Below are 14,185 nucleotides of genomic sequence, written 5' to 3'. Positions count from 1 at the left end.
CGGGCCGACCGGGGGATGGCAAGACCCGTGCGTTAATCGGCGGTAAATCCTCACCGGGGCGACGACACCGCCCGGCTCAGCCGAGGAAGCCGCGCAGCAGCGCCGCCGTGCCCCCGCAGTGCTCGCGCATGATCTCCCGCGCCTGGTCGGCGTCGCCCTCGATCACCGCCTCCACCAGGGCGGTGTGCTGTCGCTGGGAGTGCTCCAGGTTGCGCACCAGCAGCGGGATGCAGTCGAGCAGGTCGTTGACGGTCGCGCGGACGGCCGCGTACTGGGCGGTGAGCGTGGGGGAGCCGGACAGCTCGGCGAGCGTCAGGTGCAGCAACGTGTCCAGGCGGCGGTACTCGGCGAGCGGCGCGTCGTGCGTGCGGGCCAGGGCCTCGCGCAGCCGGTCCGCCTGCTTCTCCTCCAGCCCGTGCGCCGCGCACAGCCCGGCCGCGCCCACCTCCAGCACCTCCCGGAACCGCAGCACGTCCTCGATGTCGACCTCGGCGACCCGGCGCCGCAGCTCGTCCTCGCCGACGGCGTCGGCACGCGGCAGCACGAACGTCCCGCCGTACCGGCCGCGCCGCGACTCGACCAGTCCCTGGTCCTGGAGCACCTTCAGCACCTCGCGCAGCGTCACCCGGCTGATCCCCAGCCGCTCCGCCAGCTCCCGCTCGGCCGGCAGCCGCTCGCCCCCCGGCACCAGACCCAGCCGTACGACCTGGAGGATCTGCTCCAGCGCCTCCTCGAAGCCGTTGCCCGCGCGCACCGGCCGCAGCACCGGCGTCAGCCCGTCCCGCACCCCGCCGCCCCCAACTTCCTCCGGCATGTGGCCGTGCCCCCTTCCCAAGCAATGGTTCTCGGCAATACCTTATGGCTCCCGGCGGATCCAAGGCAGCGGATCCAAGGAGCCTAGGAGGCCTTCCCGTGGCAGACCGCACACCCCCGCTGAGCGTCGAGGAACTGCACACCCTCGTCGCCGGCGGTGAGATCGACACTGTCGTCCTGGCCTTCCCCGACATGCAAGGGCGGCTCCAGGGCAAGCGGTTCGCCGCACGCTTCTTCCTCGACGAGGTCCTCCACCACGGCACCGAGGGCTGCAACTACCTTCTCGCCGTCGACACCGAGATGAACACCGTCGACGGCTACGCGATGTCCTCGTGGGACCGCGGCTACGGCGACTTCGCCATGCACCCGGACCTGTCCACCCTGCGCCGCGTCCCCTGGAACGCGGGCACGGCGATGCTCCACGCCGACCTCGCCTGGAACGACGGGTCCCCGGTTGTCGCCGCCCCCCGCCAGATCCTGCGCCGCCAGCTGGAGCGCCTGGCCGAACTCGGCTACACCGCCCAGGTCGGCACCGAGCTGGAGTTCATCGTCTTCAAGGACACCTACGAACAGGCCTGGGACGCCGGCTACAAAGGCCTGACCCCGGCCAACCAGTACAACATCGACTACTCCGTCCTCGGCACCGGCCGCATCGAGCCCCTGCTGCGCCGCATCCGCAACGAGATGGCGGGCGCCGGCCTCACGGTCGAGTCCGCCAAGGGCGAGTGCAACCCCGGCCAGCACGAGATCGCCTTCCGCTACGACGAGGCCCTGGTCACCTGCGACCAGCACTCCGTCTACAAGACCGGCGCCAAGGAGATCGCCGCCCAGGAGGGCATGTCGATCACCTTCATGGCCAAGTACAACGAGCGCGAGGGCAACTCCTGCCACATCCACCTCTCGCTCGCCGACGCCGACGGCACCAACGCCATGGCGGGGGATCTCGAAGGCGGCATGTCCGAGGTCATGCGCCACTTCCTCGCCGGCCAGCTCGCCGCCCTGCGCGACTTCTCCCTCCTCTACGCCCCCAACATCAACTCCTACAAGCGGTTCCAGCCCGGCTCCTTCGCCCCGACCGCCGTCGCCTGGGGCCAGGACAACCGCACCTGCGCGCTGCGCGTGGTCGGCCACGGCCGCTCCCTGCGCTTCGAGAACCGCCTGCCCGGCGGCGACGTCAACCCCTACCTCGCCGTCGCCGGGCTGGTCGCGGCCGGACTGCACGGCATCGAGCAGAAGCTGGAGCTGCCCGAGCCCTGTCCCGGCAACGCCTACGCCGCCGACCTCGACCACGTCCCCACCACCCTGCGCGAGGCCGCCGAGCTCTGGGAGAACAGCCCCATCGCCCGGGCCGCCTTCGGCGACGAGGTCGTCGCGCACTACCGCAACATGGCGCGCGTCGAACTGGACGCCTTCGACGCCGCGGTGACCGACTGGGAGCTGCGCCGCTCCTTCGAACGCATGTGAGGTCCTTCGTGTCTTCCGAGCACCTTCTGGAAGTACTGAACCCCGCGACCGAGGAGGTCGTCGCCGCCGTCGCCGGGGCGAGCCCGGCCGACGTCGACACGGCCGTCACCTGGGCCGCCAGAGCGCAGCGGACCTGGGCCGCCCTGGCGCCCGCGGACCGCGCCCGGCTGCTGCGCCGCTTCGCGGCCGCCGTCGACGACCATCTGGAGGAACTGGCCCGCCTGGAGGTCCGCGAGGCCGGCCACCTCATCGGCAACGCCCGCTGGGAGGCCGGCAACGTCCGCGACCTGCTGGACTACGCGGCCGGGGGAGTGGAGCGGCTCACCGGCCGTCAGATCCCGGTCCCCGGCGGCCTGGACGTCACGATCCTCGAACCGCTCGGCGTCGTCGGCGTGATCGCGCCCTGGAACTTCCCCATGCCGATCGCCGCCTGGGGCACCGCCCCCGCCCTCGCGGCCGGCAACGCCGTCCTCCTCAAACCCGCCGAGACCACCCCGCTCACCGCGCTGCGCCTGGCCGAACTCGCCCTGGAGGCCGGTCTCCCCGAGCACCTCTTCCAGGTCCTGCCGGGACGCGGGGACATCACGGGCGACGCCCTGGTCCGCCACCCGGGAGTCGCCAAGATCGTCTTCACCGGCTCCACCCGCACCGGGACCCGCGTCGCGGCCCTCGGCGCCGAGCAGGTCAAGCCCGTCACCCTCGAACTCGGCGGCAAGAGCCCCAACGTCGTCTTCGCCGACGCCGACCTCAAGACCGCCGTCGACCCCTTCTCCTTCCTGGACAACTCCGGCCAGGACTGCTGCGCCCGCACCCGCATCCTGGTCCAGGAGCAGGTCTACGACGAGGTCCGCGAACTCCTCGCGAAGAGCCTGGCCGACGTGGTGGTGGGCGACCCGGCCGACGAGAAGACCCAGATGGGCCCGCTGATCTCCCGGCAGCAGCTCGACCGGGTCCGCGGCTTCGTGCCCGACACCGCCGAGGCCTTGCGCGGCAGCGCACCCGAAGGACCCGGCTTCTGGTTCCCGCCGACCGTCCTCACCGGCGAGAGCCCCGACTCGGCCGCCGCCTGCGAGGAGATCTTCGGCCCCGTCGCGGTGCTCCTGCCCTTCACCGACGAGCAGGACGCGATCCGGCTGGCCAACGACACCCCCTACGGCCTCTCCGGCTCCATCTGGACCCGCGACGTCGGCCGTGCCCTGCGCGTCTCCCGGGCCGTCCGCGCCGGCAACCTGTCCGTCAACTCCCACGCCAGCGTCCGCTACTGGACCCCGTTCGGCGGCTACAAGCAGTCCGGCGTCGGGCGCGAGCTCGGCCCGGACGCCCTGGCCGCCTTCACCGAAACCAAGAACGTCTTCATCAGCACGGAGGGCCCCGCACAGTGACTGCCCAGGAGAACATCTGCCGCCGTCTGGTCGGCCGTACCGCCGTCGTCACCGGAGCCGGCAGCGGCATCGGCCTCGCCGCGGCCCGCCGCCTCGCCTCCGAGGGCGCCCACGTCGTCTGCGGCGACGTCGACGACACCCGCGGCAAGGCGGCCGCCGAGGAGGTCGGCGGCACCTTCGTGAAGGTCGACGTCACCGACCCCGAGCAGGTCGAGGCCCTCTTCAAGACCGCCTACGACACCTACGGCAGCGTCGACATCGCCTTCAACAACGCCGGCATCTCCCCGCCCGACGACGATTCCATCCTGGAGACCGGCCTGGAGGCCTGGAAGCGCGTCCAGGAGGTCAACCTCACCTCCGTCTACCTGTGCTGCAAGGCCGCAATCCCCTACATGCAGCGCCAAGGCCGGGGCTCGATCATCAACACGGCGTCCTTCGTCGCCCGGATGGGCGCGGCGACCTCCCAGATCTCGTACACGGCCTCCAAGGGCGGCGTCCTCGCCATGTCCCGTGAACTGGGCGTGCAGTTCGCCCGCGAGGGCATCCGCGTGAACGCCCTGTGCCCCGGCCCGGTCAACACCCCGCTCCTCCAGGAACTGTTCGCCAAGGACCCGGAGCGGGCCGCGCGCCGCCTGGTGCACATCCCGCTGGGGCGGTTCGCCGAGGCCGAGGAGATCGCCGCCGCCGTGGCCTTCCTCGCCAGCGACGACTCCTCCTTCGTGAACGCCACCGACTTCCTGGTCGACGGCGGGATCGCGGGGGCGTACGTCACACCCCTGTAGGCCGTGTCCCGGGGGGCCGGGTCGCGCCCTACAGTGCCGGGATGAGCATGACGCCGCCGCCCGGCTGGTACCCCGACCCGCACGCCCCCCACCGGCAGCGCTGGTGGGACGGTACGGCCTGGACCGAGCACCGCAGCGCGCCCGGGGCCCCCGCCGCCCCGCCGCCGGGCAGCGGCACGGCGGGCCGGACGAAGGCGATCGCCCTGACCGCCGCAGGCGCCGTCCTGGTCGCGGCGATCGTCACCGGTGCCGCCGTCGCCCTCGGCGGGGGCGACGGCGACGGCACGGAGACCGGGACGGCCCCCACCTCCGCGCCCGGGACCGGGCCCGGCTCGCCGGAGCCGGCCCCCGGGGCGTCCACGTCGAAGCCGTCCGCGGCCGACTCCGCCGTCGTCGAGGACCAGCTCAACGGCATCACGTTCCCGCTCCTCGACGGCTGGGTCCGCCCGCAGTACGTCGCCCAGGACGACGTCGTCATGACCACCGACGGCACCTACGACTGCCCCGCCGGCGTGGGCCTGTGCCGCCACGGCATGGTCTTCTCCCGCACGGTGACCGAGAACGACGAGAAGTCCCCCGAGGTCCTCGCCCGGGCGGACATCTCCGAGGCCGCCGACGAGGCCTACGACCGCGACCGGCTCGGCCGCGAACTCCACGGCGGTCTCACCTCGCACCAGGTCGTCAAGTCCGGGCCGGTCGCGGTGGCGGGCCGCGCCGGGTACCTCGTGCGCTGGCGCGTGAAGACCGCCAAGGGGCCCGGCGGCTACGTCCAGTCGCTCGTCTTCCCCTCCAGCGTCGGCACCGAGTCACCCGTCCTCGTCCGCTACGTCTTCGACGCGGGCGAGGACGGGCCGCCGCTCGCCGACATGGACCGCATCACCAAGGGCATCCGCCCGTTCGGCGACGCGGACACGGGCGGCGGCGTGGGCAGCAGCATCGGCCCGGCGGACTGACGCCCCACGGGACTCAGAGGAACGTGTGACCCTCGCCGCGGTACGTCGGCACCGTCTCGGTCACCGCGTCGCCCTGGATCAGGTGCAGCCGGTCGAACCGCTCGCACAGCTCACCGGCCTTCGCGTGCCGGAACCACACCTTGTCCCCGATCAGCAGATCGTCGGCCGGCGAGCCGAGCAGCGGCGTCTGCACCTCGCCGGCGCCCTCCTGCGGGTCGTAGCGCAGCCCCTCGGGCAGATACGGCACGGGCGACCGGTCGGGTCCGGCCGCACCCGAGGCGGGATACCCACCGCCCAGGACCGTCACCACTCCCACCCCCGGCCGCCGCACCACCGGCTGGGCGAAGAGAGCCGCCGGACGGCCGCTGAACGACGTGTAGTTGTCGAACAGCCGCGGCACGTACAGCCCCGACCCGGCGGCGATCTCGGTCACCGCGTCCTCGGCCGCCGTGTGCTGGACCGAGCCCGTGCCCCCGCCGTTGACGAACTCCAGCCCCGGCACGACGGCCCGCACCGCCCGCACCACCTCCGCACGCCGCTCGGCCAGTTCACGCCTGGCGGCGGCCTGCATCAGCCGGATGGCGCGCGACCGCAGCGGCCGTCCCGCCACCGCGTCCCCGACACCGGCGACATGACCCTCGTACGCCATGATCCCCACGACCTCGAAGCCGGGCCGCCGGGTCACGGCCCGCGCCACCTCGGCGACCTCGGCGGGGGAGTGCAGCGGCGAGCGCCGGGCCCCGACCCGCACCCGCCCGCCGAGCAGCTTCAGCGAGGTGTCCAACTCCAGGCACACCCGCACCACTTCACGTCCGCCGCCCCGGGAGGCGTCGATCAGGTCCAGCTGGGCGACGTCGTCGACCATGACGGTCACGGCGGCGGCGAGCTTGGGATCACCGGCGAGTTCGGCGTAGGCCGCGCGGTCGGCGGACGGGTAGGCGAGCAGCACGTCGTCGCATCCCGACCGGGCCAGCCACAACGACTCGGCGAGGGTGAACGACATGATCCCCGCGAAGCCCTCCCGGGCCAGGACGCGTTCCAGCAGCGCCCGGCAGCGCACCGACTTGCTGGCGACCCGGACGGGCTTGCCCCCGGCACGGCGCACCAGGTCGGCGGCGTTGGCGTCGAAGGCCTCGAGATCCACGATCGCGAGAGGGGCCTCGAGATGGGCGGTGGCCCGGTCGTAACGGGCCCGGTCGGAGGCGCGCGCAGTCATGAACGCAGCCTGCCAGACCGGATTACCGCAGGGTAGGGGGACGTTCCGGGCAGATGCCCCGGCCTCGCGGACTGGTTCCCGTTCGCCCAGGAACAAGCCGTAGAGTGACGCGCACGTACGGCGGATGACGCCGGCCGGGAATCCGAGCCGGGATGACGCTCCGTCCGTACGGGTAGGTGTGCCCGGGACGCCTGTGTACCGGGCCTCGGGCAGGACGACACCGGCCCGCGCGAGACGAGCGGCCCGGGGACGCGGAAACGGGGGGTGCATGAGCACGGAAGCGCAACGCGCCTCTTTCCCCCCGCGCCCCACCACCCCACCCCGTCCGTCGCACCCCCCGGCCGCGCAGCAGGACCCGGCGGACCGGCGGGACACGGCGGCCACGGCCTCCGACACCGCGACGGCCCCGGAAGCCGCCCCCGCCGGCACGGCCGGAGTCACGCACGGCGAGAAAGCCGCCGACAGCCCGAACGGCCACCCCCGATTCCCGAGCCTCGGCGCCACCACACCCGCAGCCGTCACACCCCGGCGCACCGAGTCCCCCGGACTCCGACGCCCCGAGCCCGCACCCCGGCGCCCCGAGCCCGCCGCACCCGTGCGGCCCTCGTCCGCCGCGCCCGGGCGTGCCTCGTCCGCCGCGCCCCTGCGCACCGAACCGGATGCGCCCCCGCGCCCCGAGTCCGCCGCGCCCCGGCACCCCGAATCAGCCGCGCCCCGGCACCCCGAGTCCGCCGCGCCCCGGCGGGCCGAGTCCGCCGCGCCACCCCCGCCCCGCGCCTCCAGCCGCCTTCCGGACGCGCCGCCGAGCGTCGGCGGCGCCTCGCGCCCGATCCCGCCCGCACCGTCCGGTGCCGGTGCCGGTGCCGGTGCCGGTGCCGGTGGCTCGGCCCGGCCCGGGCCGAGCATGCCCTCCACCCGCCCGGACCCGCCCACACCGTCCGGTGCCGGTGGCGGGGCGCGCCTCGATGCGAGCATGCCGTCCACTCGCCCGGCCCCGCACACACCCTCCGGTGCCAGTGCAGGGGCGTACCCCGATGCGCGCAGGTCCGCCACCTCCCCGGCATCCGGCTCCGTCCCTCCGCGGCCGCGTCACCTCCCCACAGCGGACTCCTCGGCGGGGACCGGGCCGGAGGCGACCTCCCGGCCCTTCCGCCTCTCCGTACCCGGCCGTCCGGACGCGTCGGCGGAGTCGGCCGGTCGGCCGTTCCGCCTGCCCACGCGCCGCCGCACCGACGCCCCCGGCGAGCGTTCGTCCGAGACGGCAGCGGGCCTGCGCCCGCTCCCCACCGACCCGGCCCCGGACGAGCCCGCCGCTCCCTCCGGCCGCCCTGCCGCGCACACGACGCAGGCCCGCCCCGGCCCCGCGCGCCCCACCGCCCCGCCGCGCCCCGCGCACGAGCCGTCCGTACCGGCCGGTGCCGATCCGGGCGCCACGGCCGGGCCGGGCCTGCGCATGCCCCCGGCGCCCGACCGGCGGCCCGCCCCCTCCGCACCTCCCCGCACCCCCGCCCCCGACCCCGCACTGTCCTGGAGCGCCACGCGCCCTCTGGTGTCGTTCGGCGAGCCCGAGGGTTACGACGGTGACGCCCGGCCCCGTCCGCTCGGGCGGCGCGCAGCGCCCCGGGCCGCCGCGGCCGCCGTCTGCCTCGTGCTCGGCCTGGGCCTCATCTCGGGGGCCGTCACCGGCAGTTGGCTCGTCGGGGACTCCGGCGCCGAGGGCTCGCCCAGCGCCTTCGCCGCCGCCGGCAGCCTCTGGCACCGCGTCCCGGTCGACCAGCTGTTCCCGCCCACCGTGCAGGGCCGGGGCGCCGGGCCCGGTGGAGCCGACCGCACCTGGACCCGGATCGCCGTCGCCCCGGACACCGGCTGCAAGGACGCCTTCGACCCGCTGCTGCGCAAGGCCCTCGCGCCCGTCGGCTGCGACCGCCTGCTGCGCGCCACCTACACCGACGCCACCGAGAGCTACGTGACCACCGTCGGTCTGCTCTTCACCACGGCCGACGCCCCCGGCATGACCGCCCTCGCGAACCGTTTCCGCAAGGAACGCCTGGACCGCCGCAACGACCTGATGCCCCTGCCCTACGCCGCGAAGGGCACACCGGCCGCGGACTTCGGTGCCCGGCAACGCGCCTCCTGGACCGTCTCCGTGCTTACCGAGGCCCCCGTCGTCGTCTACGCCGTCTCCGGCTGGGCCGACGGCCGCACCGTCGACGACCCGCAGCCCGCCGGGGACGCCGTCGAGGCCGACGCCACCACCGCCGCCGCCCAGGCCGGCCTCGGCTACGAGGCACAGGGCCTGGCCGACCGCGTCGAACGCGACTTCCGCAAGAACGTCCGCTCGGCCTCGGAGCAGCCCTCGTGACCGCCGCGCACAATCCGGCCGGGACCCGCCCGCGCACACCGTCCCGGACGGCCACCGTCCTCTGCGCCCTGCTCACGGCCGCTCTGGTCCTCCTCCCCGTCGCCACCGCCCGGGCCGACGGGATCCGCGCCCAGCAGTGGGCCCTGGAGGCCATGCACACCCAGGAGGCCTGGCAGACCACGAAGGGCCGCGGCATCACCGTCGCCGTCCTGGACACCGGCGTCGAGGCCGACCACCCCGACCTCGCCGGCAACGTCCTCCCCGGCAAGGACCTGGTCCGCTTCGGCGCCGAGCCCGGGGACCGCGCCTGGGCCCGCCACGGCACCGCCATGGCCGGGATCATCGCCGGCCACGGGCACGGCCCGGGTGACGCCGACGGCGTCGTCGGCATCGCCCCCGAGGCGAAGATCCTCCCCGTCCGCGTGATCCTGGAGGACGGCGACCCCTCCCGGGCCAAGGCCCGCAGCACCCGCGGCAACGCCCTCGCCGAGGGCATCCGCTGGGCCGCCGACCATGGCGCCGACGTCATCAACCTCTCCCTGGGCGACGACTCCGCCTCCGCCCACCCCGAACCCACCGAGGACCAGGCCATCCAGTACGCCCTGGACAAGGGCGTGGCCGTCGTCGCCTCCGCGGGCAACGGAGGCGAGAAGGGCGACCACATCTCCTACCCGGCCGCCTACCCGGGGGTCATCGCCGCCACCGCCGTCGACCGCGCCGGAACCCGCGCCTCGTTCTCCACCCGCCGCTGGTACGCCACCGTCAGCGCACCGGGTGTCGACGTCGTCATCGCCGACCCCGACCACAAGTACTACGAGGGCTGGGGCACCAGCGCCGCCGCCGCCTTCGTCTCCGGCGCCGTCGCCCTGGTCAAGGCGGCCCACCCCGGCCTCAAACCGGCCCAGATCAAGTCCCTCCTGGAGGACACCGCCCGCAACGCCCCCACCGGCGGCCGGGACGACTCCCGGGGCTACGGCTTCATCGACCCGGCGGCCGCCATCCGGCAGGCCGCCCGCCTCGAGCCCAAGGATCTGAAGCCGGCGGCGTACGGGGCGGAGTACTTCGGCCCGGGCCCCGACGGGCCGGGGCCGGACGACGGCCCGTCCGGCTGGGCCGCGTGGCTCGCGGGCGCTACCGGCGGCGTCCTCCTGGTCGCGGCGGTGCTCGTGTGGCGCGGACGGCGCGAGGACCGCACCGGCTTCTAGCGAGGACCGCACCGGCTTCCAGCCCGGTCGCCCGGACGGCCTGGAGGAGACAAGGGCAGGCCGCAATCAGGGGTGCCCCGGGGCCGGGCGAGGGCGGCGTCCCGCTCCCGATAGGCTCGACGACCGTGGCGAACAAGAACATCCCGGACTCCGGCTTCTCCGACGACGACGGCTCCGCCGACCCCCGGCTGAGCGAGGCACTCGCCGCCTGGTCCGAGGACCGGGGCGCGCTGGGCCGGGTCCTCACCGCCCTCAAGGACGCCCGGCTGCTCGTGCCCGTCGTGGCGGTGCTGGGCGAGGTCGAGGAGGACGAGAACGGGCTGCGCCGCGAGAAGACCAGCGACATGGCCGTCCCCACCCTCAAGGCCGGCGACCGCACCGCCCTGCCCGCCTTCACCTCCACGGACTCCCTCGCCCGCTGGGACCCGCAGGCCCGCCCCGTCGCCGTACCGCTGCACCAGGCCCTCCAGGCGGCCGCGCACGAGAAGGCCGACACGATCGTGCTCGACCTGGCCGGACCGGTGCCCTTCGAGCTGACCGGCCCCGCCCTGCTCGCCCTCGCCGAGGGCCGCGCGAGCACCGACCCGCTCGTCGACCCGGCCGTCGTCGGAGCGGTACGGGACGCCGTCGCCGCAGAGCCGGCCGTGCTGCGCGCCCACCTCGGCCCCGGGCAGGCCGACGGCACCCTGGCCCTGGTCCTGGACCCGTCCGTGGCCCCGGCCGAAGCCGCCCGCGCGGTGGCCCGGCGGCTCGCCGCCGACGAAACACTGAGGGCCCGCCTGGTGCGCGGCCTCGACCTGGCACTCCTGCCGGCCGAGGCGACGCCCCCGGGCGAGCCCCTGTTCGTGCGCTGAGGTACGGGTCAGACCACGACCTAGCCGTAGACCGGGCCCGTGTACTTCTCGCCCGGACCCTGGCCCGGCTCGTCCGGGACGAGCGAGGCCTCGCGGAACGCCAGCTGCAGCGACTTCAGGCCGTCGCGCAGGGGAGCCGCGTGGAAGGAGCTGATCTCGGTCGCGGTGGCGTCCAGCAGACCGGCCAGGGCGTGCACCAGCTTGCGGGCCTCGTCCAGGTCCTTGTGCTTCTCGCCCTCCTCGGTCAGGCCGAGCTTCACGGCGGCGGCGCTCATCAGGTTGACGGCGACCGTCACGATCACCTCGACCGCCGGGACCTCGGCGATGTCGCGGGCCATGGCGTCGAAGTCGGGGGACTCAGGAGGGGTCTCACTCATGCCCCACACGATAGGCGCAGGGAGCGGCCCGCCCCCACGTGACCCCGGCCCGCACCGATTGGCCGTTCCTGGCCCCTGCTGGTAATCTCGTGTAACGACCGGTCGGACACGTGTGCCTCACAGCCCGCGAGACCGACCCACAAGTGGAGGCTTCGAACTCCCACCCGATCACCCTCAGGGCGGCGGGTCACCGGTCAGGCGGTCCCGCCCCAGCGGCGTCGATCCGTCCGAAAGCGCGCCCCGCGGCCCCCCGCGGCGGTGCTCCGGTAGTTCGAGGAGCCCCGCCTGGGATCGTCCGGGGCATTTTTCTTGCTTCGGCGCGGTTAGGTCTATCGATACAAGACGTTACGCGGCCGTCCGCCAGACCGTCGCGTGGTGCTACCGAGGAGGATCCATCAGCGCCGAGCCCCGCATCAACGACCGGATTCGCGTTCCCGAGGTGCGACTTGTCGGTCCCAGTGGCGAGCAGGTGGGCATCGTCCCCCTGGCCAAGGCACTGGAGCTTGCGCAGGAGTACGACCTGGACCTGGTCGAGGTCGCGGCGAACGCCCGTCCGCCCGTGTGCAAGCTCATGGACTACGGGAAGTTCAAGTACGAGTCGGCCATGAAGGCCCGTGAGGCGCGCAAGAACCAGGCGCACACGGTCATCAAGGAGATGAAGCTCCGGCCGAAGATCGACCCGCACGACTATGACACCAAGAAGGGTCACGTCGTCCGGTTCCTCAAGCAGGGCGACAAGGTCAAGATCACGATCATGTTCCGTGGTCGCGAGCAGTCCCGCCCCGAGCTGGGCTACCGACTGCTGCAGCGTCTCGCGGAGGACGTCCAGGACCTCGGTTTCGTCGAGTCGAACCCGAAGCAGGACGGCCGGAACATGATCATGGTCCTCGGTCCGCACAAGAAGAAGACCGAGGCGATGGCCGAGGCTCGCCAGGCGCAGGAAGCCCGCAAGGCGGAAGCGAAGGCCAACCCCGGCAAGTCGCAGAACGCCGCGGAAGCCGAGGCGCCCGCTGAGGAGCCCGCCGAGGCGTGACTCCCGGGACGCGAGTCCCAGGAAGCAACCGATACAAGACGACGCTCCACCGTGCCCGGTTTCACGACCGGGCACCGGAGCGCCACCGACGAGGAGAGAACGGCGCTATGCCGAAGAACAAGTCGCACAGCGGTGCCAGCAAGCGCTTCAAGATCACCGGCTCCGGCAAGGTGCTGCGCGAGCGCGCCGGCAAGCGCCACCTGCTCGAGCACAAGTCGTCCCGCGTGACGCGTCGCCTCACCGGCAACGCCGAGATGGCCCCGGGCGACGCCGCGAAGATCAAGAAGCTTCTCGGCAAGTGACGTCCGGGCGCGTGAGCGCCGGACGCACAGCAGACCGGGACCCAATCGATTTCGGGTCGTGTGAGGACCCCCACGACCCCGCTACAAGGAGTTAACAAGTGGCACGCGTCAAGCGGGCAGTCAACGCCCACAAGAAGCGCCGGGCGATCCTCGAGCAGGCCTCCGGCTACCGCGGTCAGCGCTCGCGCCTGTACCGCAAGGCCAAGGAGCAGGTCACCCACTCGCTGGTCTACAACTACAACGACCGCAAGAAGCGCAAGGGCGACTTCCGTCAGCTGTGGATCCAGCGCATCAACGCCGCTGCCCGCGCCAACGGCATGACCTACAACCGCTTCATCCAGGGTCTGAAGGCCGCCAACGTCGAGGTCGACCGCAAGATCCTGGCCGAGCTGGCCGTCAACGACGCCGGTGCGTTCGCCGCCCTCGTCGAGGTCGCCCAGAAGGCGCTGCCGAGCGACGTGAACGCGCCGAAGGCTGCGTGACGCCGGCTCGAAGCCGATGTGACTGAAGGACCCGCAGGCCGGATGGTCTGCGGGTCCTGCTGTGCAGCAACCGAGAAAGCGAACAGGATGCCCCCTGCCACCCCCGAGCTCATCTCCCCCCGCTCACCACGCGTCCTGGCCGCGCGGCGCCTGGCCAAGCGGAACTTCCGGGGGAAGGACCGGCTGTTCCTGGCCGAGGGGCCGCAGGCCGTGCGCGAGGCCGCGGGGCACAGCACCGGGGCCGGGGCCACGCTCGTGGAGCTGTTCACGACGCTGGACGCCGCCGAGCGCCACGCCGACATCGTGGGGGCCGCCCGGGAGGCCGGAGCCCGGGTGCACCTCGCCGCCGAGCAGGTCATCGCCGACATCTCCACCACTGTCACCCCGCAGGGCCTCGTCGGCGTCTGCCGGTTCCTGGACACGCCGTTCGAGGAGGTCCTCGCGGCCCGGCCCCGGCTCGTCGCCCTGCTCGCCAACGTCCGCGACCCCGGCAACGCCGGGACCGTGCTGCGCTGCGCCGACGCCGCGGGCGCCGAGGCCGTCGTGCTGACCGACGCCTCCGTCGACGTGTACAACCCCAAGGCCGTCCGCGCCTCCGTCGGCTCCCTGTTCCACCTGCCCGTCGCCGTCGGCGTCCCCGTGGAGCAGGCCGTGGACGGGCTGCGGGGCGCCGGTGTCCGGATCCTCGCCGCCGACGGGGCCGGTGACCGCGACCTCGACGACGAGCTCGACAAGGGCACCATGGGCGGCCCCACCGCCTGGGTCTTCGGCAACGAGGCCTGGGGGCTCCCGGAGGAGACCCGCGCCCTCACGGACGCCGTCGTGCGGGTCCCGATCCACGGGAAGGCCGAGAGCCTGAACCTCGCCACCGCCGCCGCCGTATGTCTCTATGCGTCGGCGCGTGCACAGCGCGCCTCCGGAGGGTGCCGCTCCGTCACCGGGAACTAGTAGGGTGACCAG

14 protein-coding genes are annotated in these 14,185 nt (G+C 73.8%); 11 read left to right on the top strand and 3 right to left on the bottom strand.

Translation table 11 applies throughout. The annotated features are described in order from the left end of the window. Nucleotides 1-76: 76 nt before the first annotated feature. Complete coding sequence (locus tag ACFZDI_RS32870) at nucleotides 77-814, bottom strand: FadR/GntR family transcriptional regulator (protein WP_234850442.1); 738 nt, start codon at nucleotides 812-814, stop codon at nucleotides 77-79. Between the two features lie 98 nt (nucleotides 815-912). Between ACFZDI_RS32870 and ACFZDI_RS32865 the strand changes: the two genes are divergently transcribed. From ACFZDI_RS32865 to ACFZDI_RS32850, 4 genes are read left to right on the top strand one after another with little or no spacing between them, the layout of a single operon-like run. Further along, complete coding sequence (locus ACFZDI_RS32865; RefSeq protein ID WP_391255615.1) at nucleotides 913-2,277, top strand: glutamine synthetase family protein; 1,365 nt, start codon at nucleotides 913-915, stop codon at nucleotides 2,275-2,277. Nucleotides 2,278-2,285: 8 nt separating this feature from the next. Further along, complete coding sequence (locus ACFZDI_RS32860) at nucleotides 2,286-3,659, top strand: aldehyde dehydrogenase family protein (RefSeq protein WP_391255612.1); 1,374 nt, start codon at nucleotides 2,286-2,288, stop codon at nucleotides 3,657-3,659. Further along, nucleotides 3,656-4,441, top strand: coding sequence for a 3-oxoacyl-ACP reductase (locus tag ACFZDI_RS32855; protein WP_234850439.1), 786 nt, complete (start codon nucleotides 3,656-3,658; stop codon nucleotides 4,439-4,441). Before ACFZDI_RS32860 ends, ACFZDI_RS32855 begins: the two co-directional genes overlap by 4 nt. 47 nt (nucleotides 4,442-4,488) lie before the next feature. Further along, complete coding sequence (locus tag ACFZDI_RS32850) at nucleotides 4,489-5,394, top strand: DUF2510 domain-containing protein (RefSeq protein WP_391255950.1); 906 nt, start codon at nucleotides 4,489-4,491, stop codon at nucleotides 5,392-5,394. Nucleotides 5,395-5,407: 13 nt separating this feature from the next. Here the strand turns inward: ACFZDI_RS32850 and ACFZDI_RS32845 are convergent, their stop codons facing one another. Next, nucleotides 5,408-6,610, bottom strand: a complete 1,203-nt coding sequence (locus ACFZDI_RS32845) for an amino acid deaminase/aldolase (protein ID WP_234850438.1) — start codon at nucleotides 6,608-6,610, stop codon at nucleotides 5,408-5,410. A gap of 268 nt (nucleotides 6,611-6,878) precedes the next feature. Here ACFZDI_RS32845 and ACFZDI_RS32840 point away from each other — a divergent pair, with 268 nt between their 5' ends. From ACFZDI_RS32840 to ACFZDI_RS32830, 3 genes are all read left to right on the top strand, one after another. Continuing rightward, nucleotides 6,879-8,972, top strand: a complete 2,094-nt coding sequence (locus ACFZDI_RS32840) for a hypothetical protein (RefSeq protein ID WP_391255608.1) — start codon at nucleotides 6,879-6,881, stop codon at nucleotides 8,970-8,972. 68 nt (nucleotides 8,973-9,040) lie between these two features. Next, a complete protein-coding gene (mycP, locus tag ACFZDI_RS32835; RefSeq protein WP_234847329.1) occupies nucleotides 9,041-10,177 on the top strand; it encodes a type VII secretion-associated serine protease mycosin in 1,137 nt (378 codons plus the stop codon). 125 nt (nucleotides 10,178-10,302) lie between these two features. Then, nucleotides 10,303-11,031, top strand: a complete 729-nt coding sequence (locus tag ACFZDI_RS32830; RefSeq protein ID WP_391255605.1) for an SseB family protein — start codon at nucleotides 10,303-10,305, stop codon at nucleotides 11,029-11,031. A 20-nt stretch (nucleotides 11,032-11,051) separates the two neighbouring features. On the opposite strand, the gene ACFZDI_RS32825 is transcribed toward ACFZDI_RS32830, so the two are convergent. Beyond that, a complete protein-coding gene (locus ACFZDI_RS32825) occupies nucleotides 11,052-11,408 on the bottom strand; it encodes a DUF1844 domain-containing protein (protein ID WP_062925865.1) in 357 nt (118 codons plus the stop codon). Nucleotides 11,409-11,802: 394 nt separating this feature from the next. Here ACFZDI_RS32825 and infC point away from each other — a divergent pair, with 394 nt between their 5' ends. The 4 genes from infC to ACFZDI_RS32805 all read left to right on the top strand — a co-directional run bounded on the left by infC (nucleotide 11,803) and on the right by ACFZDI_RS32805 (nucleotide 14,173). Then, the gene (gene infC, locus ACFZDI_RS32820; protein ID WP_234847330.1) at nucleotides 11,803-12,441 is read left to right on the top strand and encodes a translation initiation factor IF-3; all 639 of its coding nucleotides are present in this window, start codon (nucleotides 11,803-11,805) and stop codon (nucleotides 12,439-12,441) included. A 107-nt stretch (nucleotides 12,442-12,548) separates the two neighbouring features. After that, nucleotides 12,549-12,743: a 50S ribosomal protein L35 gene (rpmI, locus tag ACFZDI_RS32815; protein ID WP_003977225.1), complete on the top strand. Its 195-nt coding sequence runs from the start codon at nucleotides 12,549-12,551 to the stop codon at nucleotides 12,741-12,743. 98 nt (nucleotides 12,744-12,841) lie between these two features. Then, a complete protein-coding gene (gene rplT / locus ACFZDI_RS32810; protein ID WP_003989074.1) occupies nucleotides 12,842-13,225 on the top strand; it encodes a 50S ribosomal protein L20 in 384 nt (127 codons plus the stop codon). A gap of 87 nt (nucleotides 13,226-13,312) precedes the next feature. Next, nucleotides 13,313-14,173, top strand: a complete 861-nt coding sequence (locus tag ACFZDI_RS32805) for an RNA methyltransferase (RefSeq protein ID WP_234847286.1) — start codon at nucleotides 13,313-13,315, stop codon at nucleotides 14,171-14,173. Nucleotides 14,174-14,185 lie beyond the last annotated feature (12 nt).

It is taken from the genome of Streptomyces sp. NPDC007907 (genome assembly GCF_042959365.1).
Classification (GTDB): domain Bacteria; phylum Actinomycetota; class Actinomycetes; order Streptomycetales; family Streptomycetaceae; genus Streptomyces; species Streptomyces indiaensis.
This window is presented reverse-complemented; position numbering and strand designations above follow the sequence as displayed.

Bases quoted from the DNA above. Each gene is read 5' to 3' on its own strand.
- ACFZDI_RS32870 (WP_234850442.1), bottom strand. From the start codon at position 814: ATGCCGGAGGAAGTTGGGGGCGGCGGGGTGCGGGACGGGCTGACGCCG.
- ACFZDI_RS32850 (WP_391255950.1), top strand. From the start codon at position 4,489: ATGACGCCGCCGCCCGGCTGGTACCCCGACCCGCACGCCCCCCACCGG.
- ACFZDI_RS32845 (WP_234850438.1), bottom strand. From the start codon at position 6,610: ATGACTGCGCGCGCCTCCGACCGGGCCCGTTACGACCGGGCCACCGCC.
- ACFZDI_RS32840 (WP_391255608.1), top strand. From the start codon at position 6,879: ATGAGCACGGAAGCGCAACGCGCCTCTTTCCCCCCGCGCCCCACCACC.
- ACFZDI_RS32825 (WP_062925865.1), bottom strand. From the start codon at position 11,408: ATGAGTGAGACCCCTCCTGAGTCCCCCGACTTCGACGCCATGGCCCGC.
- rpmI (WP_003977225.1), top strand. From the start codon at position 12,549: ATGCCGAAGAACAAGTCGCACAGCGGTGCCAGCAAGCGCTTCAAGATC.
- ACFZDI_RS32805 (WP_234847286.1), top strand. From the start codon at position 13,313: ATGCCCCCTGCCACCCCCGAGCTCATCTCCCCCCGCTCACCACGCGTC.